This is a genomic window from Burkholderia sp. LK4 (assembly GCF_001043615.1).
GTDB lineage: Bacteria > Pseudomonadota > Gammaproteobacteria > Burkholderiales > Burkholderiaceae > Burkholderia > Burkholderia cepacia.
In genome coordinates this window covers 29455-54978 of the sequence record NZ_LDUL01000022.1, presented here as the reverse complement: position 1 = coordinate 54978, position 25524 = coordinate 29455, and the positions used below count along the sequence as shown (strand labels likewise).

25 protein-coding genes are annotated in these 25524 nt (G+C 67.5%); 18 read left to right on the top strand and 7 right to left on the bottom strand.

All coding sequences use genetic code 11. From position 1 onward, the window contains the following. Window positions 1–19: 19 nt before the first annotated feature. Entirely contained in the window at window positions 20–1552 is a 1533-nt protein-coding gene (locus VK92_RS11960) for a GGDEF domain-containing protein (protein ID WP_048022430.1), read from the bottom strand. A gap of 600 nt (window positions 1553–2152) precedes the next feature. On the opposite strand from VK92_RS11960, the gene VK92_RS11955 reads away from it, so the two are divergent. The 4 genes from VK92_RS11955 (at window position 2153) to VK92_RS11940 (ending at window position 6271) form a co-directional block, all read left to right on the top strand. Continuing rightward, entirely contained in the window at window positions 2153–3688 is a 1536-nt protein-coding gene (locus VK92_RS11955; protein WP_048022429.1) for an amino acid permease, read from the top strand. Window positions 3689–3952: 264 nt separating this feature from the next. Next, entirely contained in the window at window positions 3953–4198 is a 246-nt protein-coding gene (locus VK92_RS11950; protein ID WP_042973317.1) for a DUF3717 domain-containing protein, read from the top strand. Window positions 4199–4383: 185 nt separating this feature from the next. Continuing rightward, on the top strand, window positions 4384–5301 hold the full coding sequence (locus VK92_RS11945; protein ID WP_021157347.1) for a LysR family transcriptional regulator: 918 nt from the start codon (window positions 4384–4386) through the stop codon (window positions 5299–5301). A gap of 109 nt (window positions 5302–5410) precedes the next feature. Beyond that, the gene (locus tag VK92_RS11940; RefSeq protein ID WP_048022428.1) at window positions 5411–6271 is read left to right on the top strand and encodes an alpha/beta fold hydrolase; all 861 of its coding nucleotides are present in this window, start codon (window positions 5411–5413) and stop codon (window positions 6269–6271) included. A gap of 37 nt (window positions 6272–6308) precedes the next feature. Here VK92_RS11940 and VK92_RS11935 read toward each other — a convergent pair whose 3' ends face one another. Both VK92_RS11935 and VK92_RS11930 read right to left on the bottom strand, forming a co-directional pair. Beyond that, window positions 6309–6662, bottom strand: a complete 354-nt coding sequence (locus VK92_RS11935; protein WP_021157344.1) for a hypothetical protein — start codon at window positions 6660–6662, stop codon at window positions 6309–6311. A 250-nt stretch (window positions 6663–6912) separates the two neighbouring features. Beyond that, the gene (locus VK92_RS11930) at window positions 6913–7533 is read right to left on the bottom strand and encodes a TetR/AcrR family transcriptional regulator (RefSeq protein WP_048022427.1); all 621 of its coding nucleotides are present in this window, start codon (window positions 7531–7533) and stop codon (window positions 6913–6915) included. Window positions 7534–7627: 94 nt separating this feature from the next. Here VK92_RS11930 and VK92_RS11925 point away from each other — a divergent pair, with 94 nt between their 5' ends. Further along, complete coding sequence (locus VK92_RS11925) at window positions 7628–8869, top strand: glycosyltransferase (protein ID WP_048022426.1); 1242 nt, start codon at window positions 7628–7630, stop codon at window positions 8867–8869. Between the two features lie 15 nt (window positions 8870–8884). On the opposite strand, the gene hutC is transcribed toward VK92_RS11925, so the two are convergent. The 3 genes from hutC to VK92_RS11910 all read right to left on the bottom strand — a co-directional run bounded on the left by hutC (window position 8885) and on the right by VK92_RS11910 (window position 11357). Beyond that, window positions 8885–9580, bottom strand: a complete 696-nt coding sequence (gene hutC / locus VK92_RS11920; RefSeq protein ID WP_048022472.1) for a histidine utilization repressor — start codon at window positions 9578–9580, stop codon at window positions 8885–8887. A 182-nt stretch (window positions 9581–9762) separates the two neighbouring features. Further along, window positions 9763–10890, bottom strand: coding sequence for a porin (locus VK92_RS11915; RefSeq protein ID WP_021157340.1), 1128 nt, complete (start codon window positions 10888–10890; stop codon window positions 9763–9765). 152 nt (window positions 10891–11042) lie between these two features. After that, window positions 11043–11357, bottom strand: coding sequence for a hypothetical protein (locus VK92_RS11910; RefSeq protein WP_081064032.1), 315 nt, complete (start codon window positions 11355–11357; stop codon window positions 11043–11045). A gap of 335 nt (window positions 11358–11692) precedes the next feature. Here VK92_RS11910 and kdpF point away from each other — a divergent pair, with 335 nt between their 5' ends. The 13 genes from kdpF to VK92_RS11855 all read left to right on the top strand — a co-directional run bounded on the left by kdpF (window position 11693) and on the right by VK92_RS11855 (window position 23940). Further along, on the top strand, window positions 11693–11773 hold the full coding sequence (gene kdpF, locus VK92_RS43485) for a K(+)-transporting ATPase subunit F (protein ID WP_063623159.1): 81 nt from the start codon (window positions 11693–11695) through the stop codon (window positions 11771–11773). A 139-nt stretch (window positions 11774–11912) separates the two neighbouring features. Continuing rightward, window positions 11913–13616 carry a potassium-transporting ATPase subunit KdpA gene (gene kdpA, locus VK92_RS11905; protein WP_048022425.1) on the top strand — a complete coding sequence of 568 codons (1704 nt, stop codon included), beginning with the start codon at window positions 11913–11915 and terminating at the stop codon, window positions 13614–13616. Window positions 13617–13626: 10 nt separating this feature from the next. After that, window positions 13627–14325 (top strand): potassium-transporting ATPase subunit KdpC, encoded by a 699-nt coding sequence (gene kdpC, locus VK92_RS11900; protein ID WP_197092532.1) that lies wholly within the window; start codon window positions 13627–13629, stop codon window positions 14323–14325. Window positions 14326–14408: 83 nt separating this feature from the next. Next, complete coding sequence (gene kdpB / locus VK92_RS11895) at window positions 14409–16433, top strand: potassium-transporting ATPase subunit KdpB (RefSeq protein ID WP_048022470.1); 2025 nt, start codon at window positions 14409–14411, stop codon at window positions 16431–16433. An 80-nt stretch (window positions 16434–16513) separates the two neighbouring features. Continuing rightward, the gene (locus VK92_RS11890) at window positions 16514–18220 is read left to right on the top strand and encodes a DUF4118 domain-containing protein (RefSeq protein ID WP_048022424.1); all 1707 of its coding nucleotides are present in this window, start codon (window positions 16514–16516) and stop codon (window positions 18218–18220) included. Further along, entirely contained in the window at window positions 18217–18969 is a 753-nt protein-coding gene (locus VK92_RS11885; RefSeq protein WP_021157331.1) for a response regulator, read from the top strand. The genes VK92_RS11890 and VK92_RS11885 overlap by 4 nt, the downstream gene beginning before the upstream one ends. Before the next feature lie 300 nt (window positions 18970–19269). Continuing rightward, a complete protein-coding gene (locus VK92_RS11880) occupies window positions 19270–20043 on the top strand; it encodes an ABC transporter substrate-binding protein (RefSeq protein ID WP_021157330.1) in 774 nt (257 codons plus the stop codon). A 175-nt stretch (window positions 20044–20218) separates the two neighbouring features. After that, a complete protein-coding gene (locus tag VK92_RS11875; RefSeq protein ID WP_048022423.1) occupies window positions 20219–20908 on the top strand; it encodes an ABC transporter permease in 690 nt (229 codons plus the stop codon). After that, window positions 20905–21618 carry an ABC transporter permease gene (locus VK92_RS11870; RefSeq protein ID WP_048022422.1) on the top strand — a complete coding sequence of 238 codons (714 nt, stop codon included), beginning with the start codon at window positions 20905–20907 and terminating at the stop codon, window positions 21616–21618. The genes VK92_RS11875 and VK92_RS11870 overlap by 4 nt, the downstream gene beginning before the upstream one ends. 43 nt (window positions 21619–21661) lie before the next feature. Further along, window positions 21662–22429, top strand: a complete 768-nt coding sequence (locus VK92_RS11865; protein WP_042973307.1) for an ABC transporter ATP-binding protein — start codon at window positions 21662–21664, stop codon at window positions 22427–22429. Window positions 22430–22503: 74 nt separating this feature from the next. Then, on the top strand, window positions 22504–22938 hold the full coding sequence (locus VK92_RS11860) for a cupin domain-containing protein (protein ID WP_021157328.1): 435 nt from the start codon (window positions 22504–22506) through the stop codon (window positions 22936–22938). Between the two features lie 332 nt (window positions 22939–23270). Further along, window positions 23271–23408 carry an HHHH-motif protein gene (locus tag VK92_RS42425; RefSeq protein ID WP_021157327.1) on the top strand — a complete coding sequence of 46 codons (138 nt, stop codon included), beginning with the start codon at window positions 23271–23273 and terminating at the stop codon, window positions 23406–23408. A gap of 61 nt (window positions 23409–23469) precedes the next feature. Continuing rightward, window positions 23470–23940 carry a DUF3761 domain-containing protein gene (locus VK92_RS11855; protein WP_048022421.1) on the top strand — a complete coding sequence of 157 codons (471 nt, stop codon included), beginning with the start codon at window positions 23470–23472 and terminating at the stop codon, window positions 23938–23940. A 108-nt stretch (window positions 23941–24048) separates the two neighbouring features. Here the strand turns inward: VK92_RS11855 and VK92_RS11850 are convergent, their stop codons facing one another. Then, window positions 24049–25404 carry a polyhydroxyalkanoate depolymerase gene (locus VK92_RS11850; protein ID WP_048022420.1) on the bottom strand — a complete coding sequence of 452 codons (1356 nt, stop codon included), beginning with the start codon at window positions 25402–25404 and terminating at the stop codon, window positions 24049–24051. Window positions 25405–25524: the final 120 nt, after the last annotated feature.

Genomic DNA, 25524 nt, shown 5'->3' with positions numbered 1-25524 from the left:
GCGTCACGTCAGCGCGCTGTCATGCGTCCGCGGTGCCCGGCTGCGCTTCCAGCACGCGGTTGCGTCCGCCGGACTTCGCCCGGTACAGCGCCTCGTCGGCACGCTGCAGCAGCGTCGCGGCATTCAGGCGGCCGTCGGCCGCGGTCGCCGCGCCGATGCTCGCCGTGACACGTCCGTACGGGCTCTTCACGTGCTCGATGCCGAGCTCCGCGATCGCGCGCCGGATACCTTCGGCGACGGTCACCGCGCCTTGCGCATCGGTGTCGGGCAGCGTGACGACGAATTCCTCGCCGCCGTAGCGCGCGACGTGATCGCTGTCGCGCCGCAGGCAGCGCGACGCGGTTTGCGCGACGCGCCGCAGCACGTCGTCGCCGGCCGGATGGCCGTAGTAGTCGTTGAACGCCTTGAAGTGATCGACGTCGACGAACAGCACCGACAGCGGGCGGCCGCTGCGTGACGCACGCTGCGCCTCCTTCGTGAGCACCGTGTCGAACGTGCCGCGGTTGTCGAGGCCCGTCAGCGCATCGGTGTGCGCGAGCCGGTACAGCTTCGATTCGGCGACCTGCCGGCGCTTCAGTTCGCGCGACAGCGCCAGCGAGCCCCACGCGATGAACCCGGTGAACAGGCACATCAGCACGACGGTCCAGATCGCGCGGTGGTGCCACGACGCGTAGATGTCGACCTCGGCGGGCGCGACGTCGACGATCAGCGGCAGGCCGGCAAGATGCTTGTAAACATAGACGCGCCGCACGCCGTCGATGCTGCCGACGCCCGACAGCACGCCTTCCCGCCTGCGCAGCGCCTCGATGAACAGCGGCGACCCGCGCAGGTCGATGCCGACCACGCGCGCGTCGTAGGGCAGGCGGCTCACGAGCGTGCCGTTGAGCTCGGCGATCGCCGCGCTGCCGTGCTTGCCGACCGCGAGGCCGTCGAGCAGCGCGCGGAAGTAGTCGATGCTGAGCGTGCCGACGACGATGCCGCCGAACGAGCCGTCGGGCAGCGTGATCCGGCGGCTGAGCGCGATCGTCAGCGCGCCGCCGCGCAGCCGGGATGCGTACGGCCGGCTGATATAGAGGCCCTGCGCGACATCGTTGCGGTGCACGGCGAAATAGTCGCGATCCGCAAAGTTGCCTTGCCGCGCGGGCGATGCGCTCGAATCGATCACGATATTGCCGTGCGCATCCATCACGAACAGCGACCCGAGATATTCGCCGGTGGCGGCGCGGTCGAACAGCAGCCGATGGCGCTGGCGGGGCGGCAATGTCGTCAGTTCCGGATCGGCCACGCCGTCGAGGACGTTCTGCAGCGACAAATCGTAGAGCTCGATATTGCGCGCGATATCGCGTTCGATCAGCAGCATCAGGTTGCGTGCATTTTCGACCGCGTGGTCATATGCATCGCGCCGCGCCTCGATTAAAAGCGCCGTGGAAAGCCCCCAGCTGAACATCAGCAGCAAAATCCCCGCAACGAGCACGCCGCGGGGCGACAGAATGCGTGCCACGATCGACGCCGTATGGCGGCGCAGCGTGGCGGGCAGCGTGAATGACTTCATCCTCGAGGGCGGCGGGCGGCGGATATCGCGTCGTTGGCGATTCCGCTCGCTGTTGATTTCGAATCGGGCCGCATTATCTCGCGAATTCGCGGCATTCGTGTGCGCATGCAAAAGATGCATGCCCGGGCGGCGATTTGAAACGGTTACGCATCGTTACCGCTTTAGGTGCGGGTGATTTGATTTGAATCAATTGCCGATATCGGTCATTTTGTCTGAATAATCCCGTGATTACCCGGCGATTATGTGTGCCGTCGCGGTAGCTGGCGGATTGCGACAAGGTGGCGGAGAAACACCGTGGCAGCGGAAAACCGGATTGACCACCCGATGCGCATGGTTTTTTGCACCGGCGCGCGGCGACGGCCCGGCCGGCCCGGTCGCGACGCGGCCAACCCCTTGATTCTGCGAAATCTCCGGAGTGGCCGCGGGCGGCGGCACCTGAGCTGCCCCCGTGACGAATCAGGTAGAATCCGCGCTTCGCCGCAGGCGCCCGCCGCGCAACGCGTATCGGGGCCGCATCGAATGCATCGCAGGACGCGCCCCGCGCTCCGATTCCGCATGCGCCGGCTACGGATGCCGGCCCGCTCAACGTTCGTCTCGTTTATGTCCGCACTTCCGAAATCCGACCAACCCGGTTCGTCCGCGAACCCACCCAAGCTTCATCGCGCGCTGAAGGCGCGCCACCTGACGATGATCGCCATCGGCGGCTCGATCGGCACGGGCCTGTTCGTCGCGTCCGGCGCGTCGATCTCGCAGGCCGGCCCCGGCGGCGCGATGGTCGCGTACATGCTGATCGGCCTGATGGTCTACTTCCTGATGACGAGCCTCGGCGAAATGGCCGCGTTCATGCCGGTGTCGGGCTCGTTCGCGACCTACGGCGCGAAATACGTGGACGAGGGCTTCGGTTTCGCGCTCGGCTGGAACTACTGGTACAACTGGGCGGTGACGATCGCGGTGGAGCTCGTCGCCGCGCAGCTCGTGATGCACTACTGGTTTCCGGACGTGCCCGGCGTGTGGTGGAGCGCGGCGTTCCTCGGCGTGATGTTCCTGCTCAACGCGCTGACCGTGCGCGGCTTCGGCGAAGCCGAATACTGGTTCGCGCTGATCAAGGTCGTCACGGTGGTCGCGTTCATCGGCGTCGGCCTGCTGATGATCTTCGGCATTCTGAAGGGCGCGCCGAGCAACGGCTGGGGCAACCTGACGATCGGCGACGCCCCGTTCGCGGGCGGCCTGCCGGCGTTGATGGGCGTCGCGATGATCGCCGGCTTCTCGTTCCAGGGCACCGAGCTGATCGGGGTCGCGGCCGGCGAATCGGAAAACCCGCGCACGACGATCCCGCGCGCGGTGCGCCAGGTGTTCTGGCGGATCCTGCTGTTCTACGTGTTCGCGATCTTCGTGATCGGCGTGCTGATTCCCTACACCGACCCGAACCTGCTGAAGACGGACGTGACCGACATCGGCGTGAGCCCGTTCACGCTCGTGTTCCGCCACGCGGGCCTCGCATTCGCGGCCGGCGTGATGAACGCGGTGATCCTCACGGCCGTGCTGTCGGCCGGCAACTCGGGCATGTACGCATCCACGCGGATGCTCTACAACCTCGCGACCGAAGGCCGTGCGCCGAGGATTTTCGCGAAGCTGTCGCGCGGCGGCGTGCCGCGCAACGCGCTGTACGCGACGACGGCCGTCGGCGCGCTGTGCTTCTTCACGTCGCTGTACGGCGACAAGACCGTGTACCTGTGGCTGCTGAACACGTCGGGGATGACGGGCTTCATCGCATGGCTCGGCATCGCGGTCAGCCACTACCGGTTCCGCAAGGGCTACGTGACGCAGGGCTACGCGCTCGACCAGCTGCCGTACCAGTCGAAGTGGTTCCCGTTCGGCCCGCTGTTCGCGTTCGTGCTGTGCCTCGTGATCGCGCTCGGGCAGGACTATCAGGCGTTCCTCGCGAACCGGATCGACTGGGCCGGCGTGGCCGCGACCTATGTCGGCATTCCGCTGTTCCTCGTCGTATGGCTCGGCTTCCGGTTCCTGAAGAAAAGCCGTTTCGTGCGCTACGAGGACATGGAAATCGCGCCGTGGATCGCCGCGAGCCGCGGCGCGCAGCGGCAGCCGGTGGCGAACCGCGAAACCGCGGGCTGACGCGGGCGCGGCACACGGCCGCGCGGCATGCGACGAAACGGGAAGCCGCGCGCTTCCCGTTTTTTTTGCCCGGCTTTTGCCTGCACGGGGTCAAAGCCGGTTATATTGCCCGACCCTACCGGGCCATGGCCCGGCCGGCGCGGGGCGCGTAGCGCGGATCGGCATCCGGCGCGCGCGCGGTGCGGCGGCCGGCGAGATGCCCGGCGTTTTCATCGTTCCATCCGGGCCGATACGGCCCGCGGAGCGCGCAACCCAGAGGAATCCATGAGCGCATCACCCGCCGAGCGGAAGGCCGGACCCGTTTCCATCGTGCGAATCGAAGCCGCGATCAACGCGTGGCGCGAAGTGTACCCGCCGGCGCCCGACGGCGAGGACGGCTACGCGCTCGATGCCGGCAGCAATTGCCTCGCGGAACTGTACGGCACGATGATCTGCTACCAGCTGCCGGACGTGCCGCTCGACTCGCTGAGCGACGCACAGCGCGACGCGCTCTACGCGACCGAGGTGTGACGGACGGCGCGTGACGCCGCCGTGCGGCGGCGTCGATCAGGCAACGGGAAGCTCGCGGGCTTCCCGTTTTGCTTTGGGCGGCGCCGGGCGGGGGCCGTGCGTGGCGGATTGCGCCGCCTGCGGTATCGTGACGACATCGTCCGGCCGGGGTTGACCGCCGGATCGCTGTCCGGGAGACATCGAACATGGAGTTGAGACACCTCCGCTACTTCGTCGCGGTTGCCGAAGAGCGGAATTTCACGCGGGCGGCCGAACGGCTGCATATCGCGCAGCCGCCGCTGAGCCGGCAGATCCAGCAGCTCGAGGAAGCGCTCGGCGTGCCGCTGTTCGAGCGCAACGCGCGGCCGCTGAAGCTGACCGACGCGGGGCGCTTCTTCTATTCGCACGCGGTGCAGTTGCTCGCACAGACGACCGAGCTCGAATCGATGACGAAGCGGGTCGGCAAGATCGAGCGCAGCATGTCGGTCGGCTTCGTCGGCTCGACGCTGTACGGGATGCTGCCGAAGATCATCCGGCGCTTTCGCAGCGAGTATCCGGCCGTCGAGCTGAGCCTGCACGAGATGTCGACGATGGACCAGATCAAGGCGCTGAAGGAAGGGCGCATCGACGTCGGGTTCGGGCGCATCCGCCACGAGGACCCGAGCGTGCGGCGCGTCGTGCTGCGCGAGGAGCGGATGATCGTCGCGTTGCCGGTCGGCCATGTGCTCGACAGCGCGAAGCCCGTGCTGTCGCTGCACGATCTCGTGAACGACACGCTGATCATCTTTCCGAAGGCGCCGCGCCCGAGTTATGCGGACCAGGTGCTCGCGGCCTTTCACGATCGCGCGCTGCAGCCGCGCAAGATCTACGAGACGCGCGAACTGCAGATCGCGCTCGGTCTCGTCGCGATGGGCGAGGGCGTGTCGGTGGTGCCGCACAGCGTGTACGGGCTGAAGCGCGACGACATCAGCTACAAGCCGCTCGACGATCCGAACCTCGTGTCGCCGATCATCATGAGCATGCGGATGCTCGACGAATCGGAGGACATCCGCGCGATGCAGGCGCTGATCTACCGGCTGTACGACGAGGCGCAGATGGAGTATCTGCCGCCGCAGCCCGAATGAACGCGCGGGCGGTGGGGGCTTGCTTGACGCTGGGCGCGGGCGCGGGCCAACATCGCCGGATCCGGCAAGGCCGCCGAGGCGCGGCCGCTTTCATGCAGACGACAGGCACATGACCGACATTCCGATCGAGGAGACAACCGTCGAGACGCCGCAAGGGCGCCTCTTCGTGAAACGCTGGCGCGGTGGCCCGGCGCAACGGGCAGCGGGTGCGGGCGAGCCGGCCACCTCCGAGACGGCCGCACCTGAGCTGGCCGCCCCTGAGCCGGCCGCACCGATCGTGCTGCTGCACGATTCGCTCGGCTGCGTCGACCTGTGGCGCGACTTCCCCGCGCAGCTCGCGAGCGTCACGCAGCGCGACGTGATCGCCTACGACCGCCTCGGCTTCGGCCGCTCGGACCGGCACCCGGGGAAACTCGGCACGACGTTCGTGCGCGACGAGGCCGATCATGCGTTCGCCGCATTGCTCGACCAACTCGATGTCGACGCGTTCGTCGCGTTGGGGCACAGCGTCGGCGGCGGGATGGCGGTCGGGTGTGCCGCTGCCTATCCGGCGCGTTGCCGTGCGCTCGTGACGATCGCCGCGCAGGCATTCGTCGAGGATCGCACGCTGGCCGGCATTCGCGACGCGGGGCAGCAGTTCGACGAGCCGGGCCAGCTCGACCGGCTCGCGCGTTATCACGGCGACAAGGCCGAATGGGTACTGCGCGCGTGGGTCGACACGTGGCTGTCGCCCGCGTTTCGCCACTGGAGTCTCGACGCGGATTTGCCGCGCGTGCAATGCGCGACGCTCGCGATTCACGGCGAAGACGACGAATACGGGTCCGACGTGCATCCGAAGCGGATCGCCGCGCGCGTCGCGGGGCCGTCGTCGTATCTGTTGCTCGGCCGGTGCGGGCACATGCCGCACCGCGAGCGGACCGACGACGTGCTGGCCGCCATCGCGACGTTCCTGCGCGACGCGCTCGCCTGAGCGCGGCTGCCGGCGGCGGGCGCGCGCCCGCCGGCCGTCAGAACGCGAGCTGGATAGCGAGATCGATCGCCAGCAGCGCGATCGAGAGACCGATGCCGAGAATCACGTTCGGCAGCCGGTGCTCGAAGTCGCGATTGTCGCGGCGCATCGCGGCGCCGAGCAGGAAGATCGCCTCGACGAAGATCTGCAGCCCGACGAACAGCAGCATCAGCAGATACTCGTAACCCATCTGCTTGAACGCGCCGAACTGCATCCCGTGATCGCGGATCCATTGGCCCACGCGCAGCAGCTCGTAGACGAACAGCAAGGCGGGAAACAGGTAGCTGATGAAATAGGTCGGCGCGGTGGCGTGCCGTAGTTCCAGGTGGAAGTGCTGATGCGTGGTTGCCATCACGAATCCCTCCTTGCAACGCATGATTGCGGTCGCGACGGCCGCGCGACGATGTGCCGATACAGGGATTACCCGAAGCGTCGTGCGCAGCCGTACGTCGCCAGCATACTGCCGCGCGGGAAATTTGGCATGCGATGCATGTGTTCGTCGTAAAAATGCGTATGCGCCGCGCGACGCGGTTATCGCACCGTATTCACCGGCGACGCTGCGCTGGCCGGTTCTGTCGTGCTCGATGCATCACCGGCGCCGTTCAGCGTTTCGCTTCCGCGCCCTCGACAAACAGCTTCGCGACCGCCTGGAACTCCCGTTTCAGCGACAGCCCCGGCACGGTCAGCCAGCGCAGCATCGCCGCGAGATACAGGTGATGGAACCACGTCGCGAGCTGGTCGGCTCGCAGCGTGCCGTTCAGTTCTCCGGATTGCTGCCCGGCCGCGATCAGTTGCTGCCACACGAACGCGATATCGCCGCCGTTCTCGTTGCCGCTTTCCGGTTCGGCCACGCCGATGCTCAGGAAGCGATGGCGCAGATACGCGAGCAGGTACGCGGGATGCTGCTCGCACCACGCGGCCGATGCATCGAGCACGCAGCCGATGCGCGACACGAACGTCTTGCGCCGCGCGACGTCGCGCTGCAGATGCGCGAGATCGCGCGCGAGTTCGCTTTCGAGCCAGTGCGCGAGCACGGCTTCCTTCGTCGCAAAATGGTTGTACAGCGTGCGCTTCGCGACATCGGCCTGCGCGGCGATCTGCTCCATCGTGACGGCTTCGTAGCCGTGCGCGTCGAAGAGGCGTGCGCCGGTGGCGGCGAGATGCGCGAGCATCTGGATGCGCTTGCGCGCGCGGCGGCCCGGATCGTCGGTCGGAGTCGGCATGGCGAGGGATCGGATAAAAGTGCACGAATTGCATTAGTATACGACGTGCATTTTTATGAATCCACCTGCCTCCGTCGGGCGCAAGGAGTCACGCATGAAACTCGTCATCGCCACCTACGGCACCGAAGGCGACACGCGCCCGCTCGCGGCGCTCGGCCGTGCGCTGATCGATGCCGGCCATGACGTCCGGCTGCTGGCCGACGCGGCAACGCTCGGCTCGGCCGCCGTGCTCGGCGTGCCGTCGGCGGCGTTGTCCGGCGATATCCGCCGCGCGATTGCGCCGGAGGGCGCATTGGCCGATGCGGTGCGCGGGCGCGGCGGCTTCAACGACACGTCGAAGGCGCTCGCGGCGATCGCCAATGCGAACACGGCCGCGTGGATGCGGCAGGTTGCGGAGGCATCAGCCGGGTGCGACGCGATCCTCGTGTCGGGGCTCGTATCGTTCGTCGGCTTGTCGGTTGCCGAGTATCGCGGCGTGCCGGCGATCGGCGCCGGCATGATCCCGATTACGCCCACCGCGGAATTCGCGTCGCCGTTCCTGCCGCCGGGGAAGGTGCCGCGCTGGCTGAACCGCGCGAGCCACCGGTTCGTGAACGCGCTGTTGTGGCGGGCGTTCAGGAAGTCGACGAACGCGGCGCGCGCGAGCGTGTGCGCGTTGCCGCCGCGCAGGCGGGTGTGGACCGATCATCCGATGCTGTACGGCGTGTCGCCGGCACTGCTGTCGGGCCCGGCCGACTGGCCGTCGCAGGCGCTGGCCTGCGGCCAGTGGCGAATCGATGCACGTGACTGGGAACCGCCGCCCGATCTCGCGGCGTTTCTCGACGCGGGCGATCCCCCCGTGTACATCGGTTTCGGCAGCATGGCCGGCTTCGATCGCGCCGGGATGGTCGATGCGCTCGTGCGCGCGCTCGGCGGCCGGCGTGCGCTGTTCCATCCGGGCTGGAGCGGCATCGACGCGTCGATGCTGCCCGCGCACGTTCATGTGATCGGCGATACGCCGCATGACCGGCTGTTCCCGCGTGTGTCGATGGCGATCCATCATGGCGGGTCGGGCACCACGCATTCGGCTGCGCGGGCCGGCATTTCGTCCGTCGTCGTGCCGTTCGCGGGCGATCAGTTCTTCTGGGCGAACCGGCTGCAGCGGCTCGGCGTCGCGGATGCGCCGGTCGCGGGGCGGCGCGTGGACGCCGCCGCGCTGGCGCGGGCCATTGCGTTCGCGGAGCGCGGCGACACGAAGGCGCGCGCAACGGAACTCGGCGCGCGCATCGCGCGGGACGACGGCCTGACGCTGGCCGTCAGTGCGATCGAGCGCTGGGGACGGCCGGGCGCGCGCTGAACCCGCGCGTCGACGTCAGAAATGCCCGGTGAAGCGATAGCGGCTGCCCGGGTGCCACAGGTTGGCGACCGACGCGACCATCCCTTGCGACCACGTGCGCCGATGCAGCAGCAGGCAAGGCTCGCGGTCGTCCATCGTCAGGTGGCGGCGTGTTTCGGCGTCGGGCATCGCGGCCTCGATCCGGTATTCGACGCGCTGCAGCGGCGCGACGCGCGTCAGGTACTGGTTCGGCGTCGTCGTCGTGAAGTCCTGCAACGCGTATTCGGGCGCGCAGGCCGGATTGACCCAGCGTTCCTCGAGCTGCACGGGCGTGTCGTTCTCGAAGTGCAGCACGCGCGAATGGAAGATCGGGCTGCCCGCGTCGAGCTGCAGTTCGTCGGCGAGTTTCGCATCGGCGACGGCCGCGCCGACCAGCAGCACCTGCGCGCGATAGCCGTGGCCGCGCGCGGCGACTTCGTCCGAGATGCTGCGGATCGCGACGAGCGTCGATTCGTACTTCGGCGACGCGACGTACGTGCCGGAGCCGCGCGTGCGCGTGAGCACCTGCTCGGCCGTCAGTTCGCGCAGCGCGCGGTTCACGGTCATCCGCGCGACGTTGAATTCGCGCGCGAGTTCGTTCTCCGACGGCACCTGGTCGCCTTCCGCCCATTCGCCGGCATGAATGCGCGCGAGGATGAAGTCCTTGATTTCCTGATAGATCGGTGTGGTCATGGGATCACGGTTCGAGAGTCGGCGGCGGCCCGCCGCCGAATGCCGATCCGGCGCGCGCCCGGCGCCGAGTGTACCGGTTTCGCGGGCGTGCGGGCCCGGATTTCCCGAATGATCCCTGTTCGGCCGGCGCGCGTCCATGCGGGATTGCACAGAGCGGCCGGCCCGCGGCAGTCCGCGCGCGGTCAGAACCGGTGCCGGATGCCGACCGTCGCGACCACCTGCGTGTTGGTCGACGAAGCCGCGAGCCCCGTCACGTTCGCGAAGCCGAGCGTCGCGCCCGACGGCACGCCGAACTGGTGCTGGTAGACCGTCTCCGCATACACGTCGGTGCGCTTGCTCAGCGCGTAGTCGGCCATCAGCGTCACCTGGTGCCACTTCGGCCGGTGGCTGCCGGTGGCGTCGTCGTAGCGGCCGTCGGTGAACGTATAGGCGCCCGCGAGCGAGACGGCCGGCGTCAGCGTGTAGCGCGCGTTGACCTCGAAGTTGTCGAAGCGCAGCGCGTTCAGCGCGCCGGGCAGCGACGACGCGGCCGTTTCGTCGAACATCGAATGCGTCCACAGCGCGCCGACCGTCAGCCGGTCGAACGCGTAGCTGCCGCCCGCGCCCATCACGCGCTGGCGCACGGCCGGGAAGTTCGGGCCGTCGTTCGTCGACAGCGCGCCGCCGGCCGTCAGCCCGCCGCGGTTGAGCTGCAGGTACGCGGCGCCGAGGCTGACCGGCCCGTTCGCATACGACACGCCCGCGCTGTACGCGCGGTTGTTCGCGAAGCCGCCGGCCGCGTTGCTGAACCCGTACAGGCCGCCGAACTGCCAGCCGGCGAGCGTCGGGCTCGTGTATTTCACCGCGTTGTCGATGTAGAACGAATCGTCGATGTTGTCGTTGTCGAACGGATGCGACGCGAGATTGTTGCCGTCGCCGTTGTTCGCCATCGCGAGCGGGCCGAGGTAGTCGACCACGGCATCGTATTGGCGGCCGAGCGTCAGCGCGCCGTACCGGTCGCTCTGCAGGCCGACGTACGCGCGGCGGCCGAACATCGTGTTCCGGTAGGACTGCGTGCCGTTGTTCAGGTTGAAGCCGTTCTCGAGGCGGAACAGCGCATGCAGGCCGCCGCCGAGATCCTCGTTGCCGCTCAGGCCGAAGACCGTATTCGACAGCAGGCCGCTGCCTTGCTGCCACGCGCTTTTACCCGACTGGTTGTTCGTATAGACGATGCCCGCATCCAGCATCCCGTAGAGCGTGACGCTGCTTTGCGCATGCGCGGCGGCGCCGAAGAATGCGAGGGAAAGGGTACCGACGACTGCTTTTTTCATTGTGAGTGCTTCCTGGAAAGGCCCGTCGCGACGGGAACGACGATTCGTCGCGCGTTCGCACCGGAACACGCGTTCGAATCGATGAATCGATGAATCGTTGAAAAGGGGAGGCGGCGCGTGATGCGTGTCACGCGCGGCCGCGGCGAACGCCGCTAGTGCTGCAACAGGCGGATCGTGCCGAACTCGGCGGCCGGCAGCAGGCGGAGGATCGACAGGATGGCCGGCGATGCCTGCGACCGTGCGACCTCGAGCTCGATGCAGGCGCGCCCGGTGCGCTTGTCGATCGCGGCCGTGTAGAAATTGAGCGCGGCGCCGACTGCCTGGTGCAGCAGGCGCCGCACGACGGCGAGGTTGTCGGATTCGACGCGGATCGACAGCAGCACGCGTTCGTCGGCGGGGTACCGGCGCCGCGAACGAACGGGCGGCAGATCGCGTGAAGCGGCGGTTTCGGTTCTGGTCGGTTTCATGCTGGCACCCCGGTCACATCGTGCTCCGCACCGCGGAGATCTCGTCCTGGACATGCCGCCCATTCTAGGAATCGCGGTGACGATACGGTGTATAGACTCGCGCGGGCCCTGAAAAGAACGCATAAAAAGTGCCCCGTCGGCCGGCTTTCGTCTTTACGGCTTTTTTATTCCCTGTAAAGAAATTGAACACCGCTTTGATACGCGGATTTCTACACTGTCGCATCCCATTCGCCAGACGAGCATGGGGGCGTCACACGGGCCTGCGCCGGCAAGGCAAGGCCCGCCACGCCGACGATCGCGCGGTGTCGCCGCGCATACGAAAAAAGGGGAAAGCCATGTTGTGGATCACCGGCGCGCTGTCGCTCGCGCTCTTTATCTATCTGTTTCATGCCTTGATCAAACCCGAGCGGTATTGATCGGCGCGATTCAACGGGAATTCGAAAAATATCGGTGGATGTCATGAGCGATCTGCTTTTCATTCTGTTCACGCTCGCGTTCTTTGCCTTGACGGCCGGTTTCATCACCGGCCTTGACCGGATCTGAGCGAGCGTCGACATGTTCAACAATCTCATTCAATTCGCGATCGTTCTCGCGATCATGCTGGCGCTGGTGCCCGTCGTCGGGAAATGGCTCGCGCACGCCTTTACGAGCCCGCGCCACGCGTGGGTCGAACGCCGTACCTATACGCTGCTCGGCGTGAATCCCGACGAAGCGATGTCGTGGCAGCGCTACGGCATGGTGCTGCTGCTCAGCAATGCCGGGATGATGCTGCTCGGCTACCTGCTGCTGCGCATCCAGGACACGCTGCCGTTCGATGCACTGCAGCGCGCCGCGCAAAGCCCCGACCTCGCGTTCAACACCGCCGCGTCGTTCATCACGAACACGAACTGGCAGGCGTATGCGGGCGAGAGCAGCCTGTCGAACTTCTCGCAGATGGCCGTCATCACGTTCCTGATGGTGGCCAGCGCGGCGACCGGCGTCGCGGCCGCGGGCGGCTTCATCCGCGGGCTGAGCCGCAAGAGCGCGGCGGACATCGGCAACTACTGGGTCGACTTCACGCGCGTGACCTATCGCGTGCTGCTGCCGCTCAGCTTCGCGATGGCGCTCGTGTACGTGTGGCAGGGCATGCCGCAGACGCTCGCGTCCGATGCGTGGGCGACCACGCTCGAAGGCGCGCGCCAGCAGATCGTGACGGGGCCCGTTGCCAGCCTCGAATCGATCAAGCACATCGGCACGAACGGCGGCGGCTTCTTCAGCATGAACGCCGCGCATCCGTTCGAGAACCCGACGCCGCTCACCAACACGCTGCACATGCTGTCGATGCTGCTGATTCCGTCCGCGCTGACCTACACGCTCGGCACGATGATCGGCCGGCGCCGCCAGGGCTGGGTGATCCTCGGTGCGTTCGTCGTGATGTTCGTCGGCTTCCTGGCCGTGATCTATTCGGCCGAGCAGCACGGCAATCCGCTCGTGGCGGGGCTCGGCGTCGACCAGCAGATGAGCGCCGCGCAGCCGGGCGGCAACATGGAAGGCAAGGAGATGCGCTTCGGCATCGCGCAGACGAGCCTGTTCGCCACCGTCACGACCGCCGCGACCACTGGCTCGGTCGACGCGATGCACGACTCGCTGACGCCGCTCGGCGGCCTCGTGCCGATCGCGCAGATGATGCTGAACAACGTGTTCGGCGGCGACGGCGTCGGCCTGATCAACCTGTTCACGTTCGCAATCCTCACGGTGTTCCTGGTCGGGATGATGATCGGGCGCACGCCGGAATTCCTCGGCAAGAAGATCGAGGCGCGCGAGATGAAGCTCGTGATGCTCGCGGTGCTCGCGCATCCGTTCAGCATCCTCGGCTTCACCGCGCTGGCCGCGATGCTGCACTCGACGATGGACAGCCTCGCGAACCTCGGCCCGCACGGCTTCAGCGAGGTGCTGTACGCGTACACGTCGGGCACCGCCAACAATGGCTCCGCGTTCGCGGGCCTGAACGCGAACACGCCGTTCTTCAACACGACGATCGGCTTCGCGATGCTGATCGGCCGCTACCTGACGCTGCTGCCGATGCTCGCGGTCGCGGGCAGCCTCGCCGCGAAGAAGAGCGTGCCGGAAAGCGCGGGCACGCTGTCGACGTCGACGGGCCTGTTCGCCGGCCTGCTGGTCTTCGTGATCCTGGTCGTCGGCGGCCTCACGTTCCTGCCCGCGCTCGCGCTCGGCCCGGTCGTCGAGCACCTGCTGATGTCGGGCGGCCAACTGTTCTGAGGAAAACATCATGATGCAAGGCAATCGCCAGGCAGCGGCCGCCGCCGCGCCGGCACCCGGTTCTTCGTTCGGCGCGGCGACGCGCGGCCTCGTGCGGCCCGTGATCGCATCGTCGGTGCTGTTCATGCTCGTCACGGGCATCGCGTATCCGCTGCTCACCACGGGCGTCGCGAACGTGCTGTTCCCGTCGCAGGCGCGCGGCAGTCTCGTGGAGCGCAACGGCACGACGATCGGCTCGACGGTGATCGGGCAGTACTTCACGCACGCCGGCTACTTCCACGGGCGGCCGAGCGCGACGACCGGCACCGATCCGGCCGATCCGTCGAAGACGGTCGACCAGCCGTACAACGCGGCCGGCAGCGGCGCCAGCAACCAGGGAGCAACCAGCAAGAAGCTGCTCGCGGATATCGCGCAGCGGGTACGCGCGTACCGGCAGGAGAACGCGCTCGCCGCCGGCACGCCGGTACCGGCGGATGCCGTGACCGCGTCGGCATCGGGGCTCGATCCCGAGATCTCGGTGGCGAACGCGCGGCTGCAGGCGGCACGCGTCGCGCAGGCACGCGGCGTCGATGCCGCACAGGTCGCGGCGCTGGTCGAACGCATCGCATCGCCGCGCCAGCTCGGCGTGCTCGGCGAACCGCGCGTGCGCGTGCTCGACCTGAACCTCGCGCTGGATCGCGCATTCGGCCAGGCGGCCGGCGCGAAGTAATGGCAGGAACCACGGAGTCACTCATGTCCCATATCGAAACCCCGATCAATCCGGCGGCGATCCCGGTCGGCGCCGTGCCGCCGATGCGCTGGACGGCCGTGCTGCGCGAGGCATTCTGCAAGCTCGCGCCGCGCGTGCAGTTGAAGAATCCCGTGATGTTCGTCGTCTATCTCGGCAGCATCGTCACGACCGTGCTGTGGCTGCAGGCGCTGACCGGCACGGGCGATGCGCCGGCCGGCTTCATCTTCGCGGTCGCGTGCTGGCTGTGGTTCACCGTGCTGTTCGCGAACGCGGCCGAGGCGCTGGCCGAAGGGCGCGGCAAGGCGCAGGCCGACGCGCTGCGCGCGGCGCGCAAGCGCGTGTACGCGAAGGTGCTCGACGAGCCGAAGCGGTACGGCAGCACCAGCCATCGCGTGCCGAGCGACGAACTCGCCGCCGGCAGCATCGTGCTCGTCGAGGCCGGCGACACGATTCCCGCCGACGGCGAAGTGATCGACGGCGTCGCGTCGGTCGACGAATCGGCGATCACCGGCGAATCCGCGCCCGTGATCCGCGAGTCGGGCGGCGACTTCTCGTCGGTGACGGGCGGCACGCGCGTGCTGTCCGACTGGATCGTCGTGAAGATCACCGCGCAGCCGGGCGAGGCCTTTCTCGACCGGATGATCGCGATGGTCGAGGGCGCGAAGCGCGGCAAGACGCCGAACGAAGTCGCGCTGACGATCCTGCTCGTCGCGCTGACGATCATCTTCCTGCTCGTGTGCGCGACGCTGCTGCCGTTCTCGCAGTTCAGCGTGCTGCTGAACGCGTCGGGTTCGGCGGTGAGCCTGACCGTGCTGATCGCGCTGCTCGTCTGCCTGATCCCGACGACGATCGGCGCGCTGCTGTCGGCGATCGGCATCGCCGGGATGAGCCGCATGATGCGCGCGAACGTGCTCGCGACGTCGGGCCGCGCGATCGAGGCGGCCGGCGACGTCGACGTGCTGCTGCTCGACAAGACCGGCACGATCACGCTCGGCAACCGCGAGGCCGTGCAGTTCCGGCCGGCGCCGGGCGTGGACGAGCGTGCGCTGGCCGAGGCCGCGCAGCTGTCGTCGCTTGCCGACGAGACGCCCGAGGGGCGTTCGATCGTCGCGCTCGCGAAACAGCGGTTCGCGCTGGAGGGCAAGACGATCGACGGCAGTTTTGCCGTGCCGTTCAGCGCGCGCACGCGGATGAGCGGCCTCGATATCGGCGGGCGGCAGGTGCGCAAGGGCGCGGCGTCGGCGATCCGCGCGCACGTCGATGCGCTCGGCGGCGCGTTTCCGCAGGCGGTCGAGACGGCCGTCAACGAAATCGCGCGGCGCGGCGGCACGCCGCTCGTCGTCGCCGACGGCGCCCGCGTGCTCGGCGCGATCGAGCTGAAGGACATCGTCAAGCACGGGATCGCCGCGCGCTTCGCCGAACTGCGCAAGGTCGGCGTGAAGACCGTGATGATCACGGGCGACAACCGCCTCACCGCGGCCGCGATCGCGGCGGAAGCCGGCGTCGACGACTACCTGGCCGAAGCGACGCCCGAGGACAAGCTGCGGCTGATCCGCGAGCACCAGGCGAAGGGCCATCTCGTCGCGATGACGGGCGACGGCACCAACGACGCGCCCGCACTCGCACAGGCCGACGTGGCCGTCGCGATGCACAGCGGCACGCAGGCGGCGAAGGAGGCGGCCAACATGGTCGACCTCGACAGCAACCCGACGAAGCTGATGCAAGTGGTCGAGGTCGGCAAGCAGATGATCATGACGCGCGGCGCGCTGACCACGTTCAGCGTCGCCAACGATCTCGCGAAGTATTTCGCGATCATCCCGGCCGCGTTCGTCGCGACCTATCCGGCGCTCGGCGCGCTGAACGTGATGGGCCTGCACAGCCCGACGTCGGCGATCCTGTCGGCGGTGATCTTCAATGCGCTGATCATCGTCGCGCTGATCCCGCTCGCGCTGAAGGGCGTGAAGTATCGCGCGGAGCCGGCCGGGAAGCTGCTGGGGCGCAACCTGCTGATCTACGGCGTGGGCGGAATCGTCGCGCCGTTCATCGGCATCAAGCTGATCGACATGCTGTTGACGCCGTTTATCTGACCGAACGCGCCGTCGCGGCCCCGCTCACGCCTTCGCGGCGTGCGCGGGGCCGTTCGGCGTTTCAATTGCCGGAAGCGATCATGGATGTGAATGTGAACGTGAAGGATGCGAATCGACGGGCAACGAGGCGGCGGGACACCGCTGCCCGCCGCAGCGGGGCCGGCGTGCGCCGCGACCGCTGGCGAGCCGTGCTGCGCGCGTGCGCGGCGCTGGCCGACCGCATCGCGGGCGCGGGGCCCGATAGGCGGCCGGCGCTGGCCGTGCGCGAGGCGCGCCCGCGCACGCACGTGTGGGTGTCGCAGTACGCGGTGCCGCTGCTGCTCGCCACGCTCGTGTGCGCGCTGGCGACGCTGGCGGCGAGCGCGCTGCTGCGCGTGTTCGACCTGTCGAACGTCGTGATGCTGTTCCTGATGACCGTCGTGCTGATCGCGCTGCGGCTCGGCCGGCTGGCCGGTGCGTGGGCCGCGTTCGTCTGCGTCGGCTGCTTCGACTTCTTCTTCGTCGAGCCGAGGCTGTCGTTCGCGGTATCCGATACGCAGTACGTGTTCACGTTCGCACTGATGCTCGCCGTCGCGCTCGCGATCGGCCAGCTCGCGGCACGCCTGCGCGCGGAGGCGCGGGCCGCGCGCGCGAACGAGAAGCGCTCGGCCGCGCTCGCGCGTGTCGCGCACGACCTGTCGGCGGCGATCGAAACCGAACAGATCGCGTCGATCTGCACCGGCACGATCGCGCCGCTGCTCGGCGTGCGCGTCGCGCTCGTGCTGCCCGACGCGGACGACCGTCTGATGCCGGCGCCGCACGCCGCGTTCGTCGAAGCGCCGATTGCCCGCTGGGCCTACGAGCATGCGCGCGGAGCCGGGTGCGGGCTGCCGCCGTTCGAGCGCGCGGCCGCGCAGTACCTGCCGCTGAAGGCGCCGATGCGCGTGCGCGGCGTGCTCGTGCTGTTCGGCGACGCGCAGCCGGTACCCACGGACCCCGACGATCGCCGCCTGATCGACGCGCTGTGCTCGTCGATCGCGATGGCGCTCGAGCGTGTGCACTACGTCGGCGTCGCGCAGCACACGCTCGTCCGGATCGAAGGCGAGCGGCTGCGCAACGCGCTGCTCGCTGCCGTGTCGCACGACCTGAAGACGCCGCTGACCGCGATCCGCGGGCTCGCCGAGACACTCGAGCGGCCCGAGCGGCTGGCCGACGGGCAGCCGGCCGCGCTCGCGCACGGCATCCGCAACCAGGCCGAGGCGCTGCATGGGCTCGTCGTGAACCTGCTCGATCTCGCGCGCATGCAGAGCGAGGGCGTGCGGCTGAATCGCGAGTGGCACATGCTCGACGAGATCGTCGGCAGCGCGCTCGCGCATTCGGCCGGCGTGCTGGCCGGCCGCGACGTGAGCGCCGACCTGCCGGCCGACCTGCCGCTGATCGACGTCGACGCGCTGCTGATCGAGCGCGTGCTGATGAACCTGCTCGACAACGCGGCGAAGTACGCGGGCGCGGAGGCGGCCGTGGCGGTGCGCGCACGCGTGTTCGGCGAAACGCTGTACGTGTTCGTCGAGGACGACGGGCCCGGCTTCGTCGCGCGCAACACCGAGCCGCTGTTCGAGCCGTTCGAGCGCGAGCGCAAGGAATCGTCGATCAGCGGCGTGGGGCTCGGGCTCGCGCTGTGCCGCAGCATCGTCAACGCGCACGGCGGCTCCATCCGCGCGGTGCCGCTCGATCCGCACGGCGCGCGGTTCGAGATTCGCCTGCCACTGGGTGCGCCACCCGACATCGAACACGAGAGCCGGACATGATCAGATCGCGCGTACTTGTCGTCGAGGACGAATCGGACATCCGCCGTTTCGTGCGGATGGCACTGGAACAGGAGGGGCTCGACACCTGCGAGGCGTCGACGGCCCGCGAGGCGCGGATGTACGCGTCGAGCAGCAAGCCCGATCTCGTGATCGTCGATCTCGGGCTGCCGGACGACGACGGCAAGACGTTCATCCGCGAACTGCGCGAATGGTCGACGGTGCCGGTGATCGTGCTGTCGGCGCGGCAGCAGGAGGTGGAGAAGGTCGCGGCGCTCGACGCGGGCGCGGACGATTACCTGCCGAAGCCGTTCGGCGTGCCCGAACTGCTCGCGCGGGCGCGCGCGCAGTTGCGGCGCGCGGCGTTCGTGTCGGCCGACGGGCAATCGTCGTCGATCGTGCGCTTCGGCGACGTGACCGTCGATCTCGGCAAGCACGAAGTCGCCCGCGGCGGCGAGCCGGTTCATCTGACGCGCCTCGAATTCCGGCTGCTCGCCGCGCTGATTCGCGCGCGCGGCGGCGTGGTCGCCGCGCGGCAATTGCTGGCCGAGGTGTGGGGGATCCACGACGCGGAGCGCGCGCACTACGTGCGCGTGTACATGACGAACCTGCGGCAGAAGCTCGAACCGGTGCCGGCGCGCCCGCGGCACCTGTTGACGGAACTGCAGTTCGGCTACCGGCTGGTCGGTCTGGAAACGGTCGGCATGACGGACGGGCAGCGTGATGCGGCGTCGACAGGTCTAGACAGGTGAAAACCCGCTCCCGGCCACCAACCTGCACGCGGAGAAAGCCGTTGTTTAGCTCGATGTAATTCGTAATTAATTGAAATTGAAGGAAATTTGCGACACACATCCACAATCCGCCGACAATTAGAGATAAACACGGATTGCTGGTGACGCACCTGCGCGGGCAAAGTTGTATGTACAACTTGGGCGGTCGCCGGACGAGGCGATACCCGGGTTGGAAGGGTTCACGGCGGAGCGCCGTGCCGGCCGCGCCGGTGCGGGCCGTCCGACGGGACCCTTGCCCAGTTCGCCTACGACAGGAACGCCATGAAGAAACTCGCGCTCAGTATTGCCCTTGCCTGCATCGCGGTCGGTGCCCACGCCAAGGATTGGTCGACGATCCGGTTCGGCGTCGACGCCAGCTATCCGCCGTTCGAATCGAAGGACGCAAGCGGCAAGGTCGTCGGCTTCGACGTCGATCTCGGCAACGAGATCTGCGCCCGCCTGAAGGCGAAGTGCGTGTGGATCGAGAACGACTTCGACGGGATGATTCCCGCGCTGAAGGCGAAGAAGTTCGACGGCGTGCTGTCGTCGATGTCGATGACGCCGGCGCGTGCCGAGCAGATCGCGTTCTCCGACAAGCTGTTCAACACGCCGACGCGCCTCGTCGCGAAGAAGGGCGCGAACCTGCAGCCGACGGCCGAATCGCTGAAGGGCAAGTCGGTCGGCGTCGAGCAGGGCACGATCCAGGAAACCTACGCGAAGACGTACTGGGCGCCGAAGGGCGTGCAGGTCGTGCCTTACCAGAACCAGGACGGCGTGTACCAGGACCTGATGTCGGGCCGCCTCGACGCGGCGCTGCAGGACGCGGTGCAGGCCGACATCGGCTTCCTGAAGACGCCGCGCGGCGCGAGCTTCGATTTCGCCGGCAAGGACATCGACGATCCGAAGACGCTCGGCAACGGCGCCGGCATCGGGCTGCGCAAGGACGACGCCGACCTGAAGGCGAAGATCGACCACGCGATCGCCGACATCATCAAGGACGGCACGTACAAGAAGCTCGAGAAGAAGTACTTCGCATTCGACGTCTACGGCGGCTGACCGTCCGTGCGGCGCGCATCGCCTGCGGCGCGCGCCGCATCCGTTGCCGGGTGCAATCCGCTTCGCGGGATGCCCCCGGCTTGATGAGCAAGTCGCATCAGGTAGTGCGCAGATATCGTTTGATGCGCGGTTAATGGCTATTGACAATCCAGCCACTTCGTTCTGGATCCCTTCTATGATCTTCCAAGGATTTGGCCCGCTTCTGTGGGCCGGCACGGTCGAGACCGTGAAGCTCGCGGTGCTGTCGCTGGCCGCGTCGCTCGTTCTGGGCCTCATCGGTGCGAGCGCGAAGCTGTCGACGAACCGCGTGCTCAAGTCGATCGGCACCTTCTACACGACGCTGATCCGCGCGGTGCCGGACCTCGTGCTGATGCTGCTGCTGTTCTACGGGATCCAGATCCTGCTGAACAACGTCACCGACGCGCTCGGCTGGGACCAGATCGACATCGACCCGTTCGTGGCGGGCGTCATCACGCTCGGCTTCATCTACGGCGCGTACTTCACCGAGACGTTCCGCGGTGCGTTCCTGTCGGTGCCGCGCGGCCAGCTCGAAGCGGGCTTCGCGTACGGGATGAGCGGCTGGCGCGTGTTCCGCCGCATCCTGTTCCCGCAGATGATGCGCTTCGCACTGCCCGGCATCGGCAACAACTGGCAGGTGCTCGTGAAGGCCACCGCGCTCGTGTCGATCATCGGCCTCGCCGACGTCGTCAAGGCGTCGCAGGACGCGGGCAAGAGCACGCTCGATTTCTTCTTCTTCACGCTGGCGGCAGGCGCGATCTACCTCGCGATCACGACGGTGTCGAACGTCGTGCTGCATCACCTCGAGAAGCGTTATTCCGTCGGCGTCCGGAGGCTCGCACTGTGATCGAACTCGTCAGCCAGTACTGGCAAAGCTATCTCTACACCGACGGCTACCGCTTCAGCGGCCTCGCGATCACGCTGTGGCTGCTGGTCGTGTCGATCGCGCTGGGCTTCGCGCTCGCCGTGCCGCTCGCGATCGCGCGTGCGTCGTCGAACCGCTGGATCTCGGGCCCGGTGTGGCTCTATACGTACGTGTTCCGCGGCACGCCGCTCTACGTGCAGCTGCTGATGTGCTACACGGGCATCTACAGCCTGCAGGTCGTGCACAACCACGTGCTGCTCGACACGTTCTTCCGCAACGCGATGAACTGCACGCTGCTCGCGTTCGTGCTGAACGAATGCGCGTATGCGACGGAGATCTTCGCGGGCGCGATCAAGGCGACGTCGGCCGGCGAGATCGAGGCCGGCATGGCCTACGGGATGTCGCGCTGCAAGCTCTATACGCGCATCATCCTGCCGTCCGCGCTGCGCCGCTCGCTGCCGAGCTACAGCAACGAAGTGATCCTGATGCTGCACGCGACGACGCTCGCGTTCACCGCGACCGTGCCCGACATCCTGAAGGTCACGCGCGACGTCAATTCGGCGACGTACATGTCGTTCCAGGCCTACGGCATCGCGGCCGTGCTGTACGCCGTTGTCGTGTTCACGCTCATCTGGGCGTTCCGCAAGCTCGAGACGCGCTGGCTCGCGTACCTCTCGCCGCGCGGTCATTAACGGCCATTAACGCATTCGCAAGATTCGCAAGGAAGGACCCAGCATGTACAAGCTTACCGTTGACAACCTGCACAAGAAGTTCGGCGACAACGAGGTGTTGAAGGGCGTGTCGATGAAGGCGAAGGCCGGCGATGTGATCAGCATCATCGGCTCGAGCGGCTCCGGCAAGAGCACGTTCCTGCGCTGCATCAACTTCCTCGAGCAGCCGTGCTCGGGGCAGATCACGATCGGCAGCGAGCCGATCCAGACCACGCGCGACCGCAACGGCTCGCTGCGCGTGGCCGACCAGAAGCAACTGCAGCGGATGCGCACCAAGCTGTCGATGGTGTTCCAGCACTTCAACCTGTGGGCGCACATGACGGTGCTCGAGAACGTGATCGAAGCGCCGATGGCCGTGCTCGGGATCGGCAAGGACGAAGCGATCGCCCGCGCACGCAAGTACCTGGAGAAGGTCGGGCTCGCGCCGCGCGTCGAGGGCATGTACCCGTCGCACCTGTCGGGCGGCCAGCAGCAGCGCGTGGCCATTGCGCGCGCGCTCGCGATGGAGCCGGAGGTGATGCTGTTCGACGAGCCGACGTCGGCGCTCGATCCGGAGCTGGTGGGCGAAGTGCTGAAGGTGATGCAGAAGCTCGCCGAGGAAGGCCGCACGATGGTCGTCGTCACGCACGAGATGGGCTTCGCGCGCAACGTGTCGAATCACGTGATCTTCCTGCATCAGGGAAAGATCGAGGAGGAAGGGAATCCGCAGGAGATTCTCGTGAATCCGAAGAGCGAACGGCTCGGGCAGTTCCTGTCGGGGCGGCTGAAGTAAGCAGGCGGGCGGTGGTGCAGGGTGGAACGCTAAATGCTTGTCACGCGGAATCCTTTCGATGAAGGAGCACCGCGATGAGCGAGCAGACCACCACCGCTTTTTCCCATGTGAAGCCGCAGGACACCGCGTATCGCGGCGAAGGCCTGCGCGACTTCTTCCTGTATCGCGATCTCGGCATCGCGGCCGCGACCAACGGCAAGGTCGTCGCGCAGCTTGTCAGGGCGAATCATGCACCGGAGGCGGGCACCGGCTGGCACCGTCACGAGGCCGAGTTCCATATCGTGATCATGCTGAAGGGCTGGGCGCGCTTCATGTACGGCGAACAGGAGACGCTGGTGGCGGCCGGCGACTGCGTGCATCAGGCGCCGGGCATCGTCCACTACCTGTTCGACTACTCGCCTGACATGGAATACCTGGAGATCGTCGGGCCCGCCGATTTCAAGTCGATCGACGTCGACGGGCCGTGCGCGGTGCCGCCGCCGACGCCGTGGGGGGAAGCGGGCGCGTAGCTGCCCGGTTGCCCTGGGTGCGCGTCACGCGCACGCCTGCATCGGACCGCCTTCGGGCGGTTTTTTGTTGCGCGCTCCCCGGACGCTTCCGTGCGTACCGATCACGCCTGCTGCACGTTTTCCCTTTCCCGGAAACATTCTTTCGAATTCCGAACGGTTGGGAAGCTGAAGATCCGGAAAGAAAAGAAAGACATTCGTCAGTTTCGAGGCGCTGGCCGTGCCGCGATGTCAAAGATCGTCAATTGCGCGGGGTGGCGGTGCACGGCTTGCCGACGGCCGGCGTTAAGGAGGTACCAGCCGGATCGCCGGTTGACCTTACCCGGGAGAGTTTCATGAAGCGCATCGCGAAGATCCTGACGGCTACCGCAGTGGCATGTGCGGTTCTTGTTCCGGCGCTTGCCGAAGCGCATTCGCATCGTGTGTGCCACGTCGATCATCACCACCATCGCGTGTGCCGCTGGGTGCGGTAAGCGCGAATTTTCCGGGGCGACCCGGAATGCATTCTTCAGTCAGGCAAATCAGGAGAGGACCATGAAAAAAACGATGTTGATCGCCGCGCTGGTCGCCGGCATGGGTGTGTCGATCGGTGCGTTCGCGCAGGTTCCGGCCAGCGCGCCGGCCGGCACGACCGGTCTGTGCAAGGACGGCTCGTTCTACTCGGGCGCGTCGAAGAAGGGCGCATGCGCGGGCCACAAGGGCGTGAAGACCTGGTACGGCGCATCGGCCGGCGCCGCGGCGGCGAGCGCACCGGCCGCGGCGCCGGCCATGGCGGCTTCCGCTACGCCGGCATCGGGCACCGTTCCCGCGAAGAGCGCCGCAGCGACGACCGCGGCCGCAGCGCCGGGCGGCGGCGCGGGCAAGGTGTGGGCGAACGACAGCACGAAGGTCTACCACTGCTCGACCGACAAGTACTACGGCAAGACGAAGCACGGCAGCTACATGTCGGAAGCCGACGCGAAGGCGAAGGGCTACCACGCGTCGCACGGCAAGGCCTGCTCGTAACGCGCAGGGCTGGCGCGCGAGTGCATGCACGCGCGCGTCGGCCGGACGCAGCCGCCAACGTCGCCCCGCCTCTGCGGCGGGGCGATGCATTTGTGCCGCCAACCGCGCTCAGTGCGCGTGATGCGAGCGTGTTTCCGCCGCCGCGTCGCTCCCGGTGGCGCGCGCATCGAGCAGTGCACGCAGCGTGACGTAGTGGGTGCCGTTCGCATCGCCTTCCGCGCCCGCGGTGCGATCGTACGGCTCGTTGTCATGGATCGTCGCCCGCACGATCGGATAGATCTGCGTTTCCCACCGGCTGCCGTTGAACACGCCGTAGTGCCCCACACCCGTCTGGACGTGGTGCGTCTTCAGATACGGCGGCAACCCCGAACACAGCTCCTGCGCGGCCACTGTCTGGCCCACCGCGCAGATATCGTCCTTCTCGCCTTCGATCGTCAACAGCGCGGTGCGATGAATCGCCGCCGGTTCGACGAGCCGGTCGCCGACCGTCAGCTCGCCGCGCGCGAGCGCGTATTGCTGGAACACCTTCTCGACCGTTTCCAGGTAGAACTCCGCGGTGAGGTCGGCCGTCGCGAAATATTCGTCGTAGAAGTGCCGCAGCGTGTCCGCTTTCACGGGATCGCCTTTCGCGCGCTCGTAATACAGATCGGCGAACGACGCCGCGTGCCGGTCCGGGTTCATCGACATGAACGCGCCGACCTGCACGAAGCCCGGATACACGCACCGCTGCGCGCCGACGAAGCCGGGCGGCACGACGCTGATCAGGTTGCGCGCGAACCATTCGATCGGCTGGCTCGTCGCGAGCGCATTGACCTTGGTCGGATTCACGCGGCAGTCGATCGGGCCGGCCATCAGCGTCAGGCTCGCGGGCTGCGCCGGATCGCTGCCGGCCGCCATCAGCGCGACCGCCGCGAGTGCGGCGACGGTCGGCTGGCAGATCGCGAGCACGTGCGCGTCCGGGCCGATCTGGCGGATGAAGTCGATCACGTGCGCGACGTATTCGTCGAAGCCGAAGCGCCCGGCCGTCAACGGAATGTCGCGCGGGTTGTGCCAGTCGGTGATGTACACGTCGTGATCGGCCAGCATCGTGCGCACCGTGCCGCGCAGCAGCGTCGCGAAATGCCCGGACATCGGCGCGACGATCAGCACGCGCGGCTGGCGCGCGACCGGCCGCGCCTTGCGGAAATGCAGCAGCGTCGCGAACGGCGTGACGGCCGCCGCTTCCTCGACGATCGGCACCGTGTCGCCGTCGACGACGATCGATTCGATCCCGAACGGCGGACGCCGGTGCGAGAACGCGCAGCACTCGAGCAGTTCGCACAGCGCGTCGAGCATGCGGCCGGTCGGCGTCGACGTCGCGGGCGGCCACAGCGACATCGTCGCGCGCGTGGCGGCCGCCCATGCACGCGCCGGGCGCAGGCATTCCGCAGACCATTGATAAAACGGATAGGCAAGCAGGTTCATGACCGTCGCTCGTTGCGCCGCGATGCAGGGAACGAGGCAAGCCGTGTGCCAGCGTGCGGCTGGCACGCGCGTTGCACGCAGTTCGGGAACGCGGCGGCGCAGGCGGCACGTGACGACGGA

Excerpts from the sequence above, each read along its gene's own strand:
- VK92_RS11915 (WP_021157340.1), bottom strand. The coding sequence starts at position 10,890 with ATGAAAAAAGCAGTCGTCGGTACCCTTTCCCTCGCATTCTTCGGCGCC.
- VK92_RS11860 (WP_021157328.1), top strand. The coding sequence starts at position 22,504 with ATGAGCGAGCAGACCACCACCGCTTTTTCCCATGTGAAGCCGCAGGAC.
- kdpC (WP_197092532.1), top strand. The coding sequence starts at position 13,627 with ATGATGCAAGGCAATCGCCAGGCAGCGGCCGCCGCCGCGCCGGCACCC.
- VK92_RS11940 (WP_048022428.1), top strand. The coding sequence starts at position 5,411 with ATGACCGACATTCCGATCGAGGAGACAACCGTCGAGACGCCGCAAGGG.
- VK92_RS11935 (WP_021157344.1), bottom strand. The coding sequence starts at position 6,662 with ATGGCAACCACGCATCAGCACTTCCACCTGGAACTACGGCACGCCACC.
- VK92_RS11925 (WP_048022426.1), top strand. The coding sequence starts at position 7,628 with ATGAAACTCGTCATCGCCACCTACGGCACCGAAGGCGACACGCGCCCG.
- hutC (WP_048022472.1), bottom strand. The coding sequence starts at position 9,580 with ATGACCACACCGATCTATCAGGAAATCAAGGACTTCATCCTCGCGCGC.
- VK92_RS11960 (WP_048022430.1), bottom strand. The coding sequence starts at position 1,552 with ATGAAGTCATTCACGCTGCCCGCCACGCTGCGCCGCCATACGGCGTCG.
- VK92_RS11855 (WP_048022421.1), top strand. The coding sequence starts at position 23,470 with ATGAAAAAAACGATGTTGATCGCCGCGCTGGTCGCCGGCATGGGTGTG.
- VK92_RS11945 (WP_021157347.1), top strand. The coding sequence starts at position 4,384 with ATGGAGTTGAGACACCTCCGCTACTTCGTCGCGGTTGCCGAAGAGCGG.
- VK92_RS11850 (WP_048022420.1), bottom strand. The coding sequence starts at position 25,404 with ATGAACCTGCTTGCCTATCCGTTTTATCAATGGTCTGCGGAATGCCTG.
- kdpA (WP_048022425.1), top strand. The coding sequence starts at position 11,913 with ATGTTCAACAATCTCATTCAATTCGCGATCGTTCTCGCGATCATGCTG.
- VK92_RS11885 (WP_021157331.1), top strand. The coding sequence starts at position 18,217 with ATGATCAGATCGCGCGTACTTGTCGTCGAGGACGAATCGGACATCCGC.
- VK92_RS11930 (WP_048022427.1), bottom strand. The coding sequence starts at position 7,533 with ATGCCGACTCCGACCGACGATCCGGGCCGCCGCGCGCGCAAGCGCATC.
- kdpB (WP_048022470.1), top strand. The coding sequence starts at position 14,409 with ATGCGCTGGACGGCCGTGCTGCGCGAGGCATTCTGCAAGCTCGCGCCG.
- VK92_RS11875 (WP_048022423.1), top strand. The coding sequence starts at position 20,219 with ATGATCTTCCAAGGATTTGGCCCGCTTCTGTGGGCCGGCACGGTCGAG.
- VK92_RS11865 (WP_042973307.1), top strand. The coding sequence starts at position 21,662 with ATGTACAAGCTTACCGTTGACAACCTGCACAAGAAGTTCGGCGACAAC.
- VK92_RS11950 (WP_042973317.1), top strand. The coding sequence starts at position 3,953 with ATGAGCGCATCACCCGCCGAGCGGAAGGCCGGACCCGTTTCCATCGTG.
- VK92_RS11890 (WP_048022424.1), top strand. The coding sequence starts at position 16,514 with ATGGATGTGAATGTGAACGTGAAGGATGCGAATCGACGGGCAACGAGG.
- kdpF (WP_063623159.1), top strand. The coding sequence starts at position 11,693 with ATGTTGTGGATCACCGGCGCGCTGTCGCTCGCGCTCTTTATCTATCTG.
- VK92_RS11880 (WP_021157330.1), top strand. The coding sequence starts at position 19,270 with ATGAAGAAACTCGCGCTCAGTATTGCCCTTGCCTGCATCGCGGTCGGT.
- VK92_RS11955 (WP_048022429.1), top strand. The coding sequence starts at position 2,153 with ATGTCCGCACTTCCGAAATCCGACCAACCCGGTTCGTCCGCGAACCCA.
- VK92_RS11910 (WP_081064032.1), bottom strand. The coding sequence starts at position 11,357 with ATGAAACCGACCAGAACCGAAACCGCCGCTTCACGCGATCTGCCGCCC.
- VK92_RS42425 (WP_021157327.1), top strand. The coding sequence starts at position 23,271 with ATGAAGCGCATCGCGAAGATCCTGACGGCTACCGCAGTGGCATGTGCG.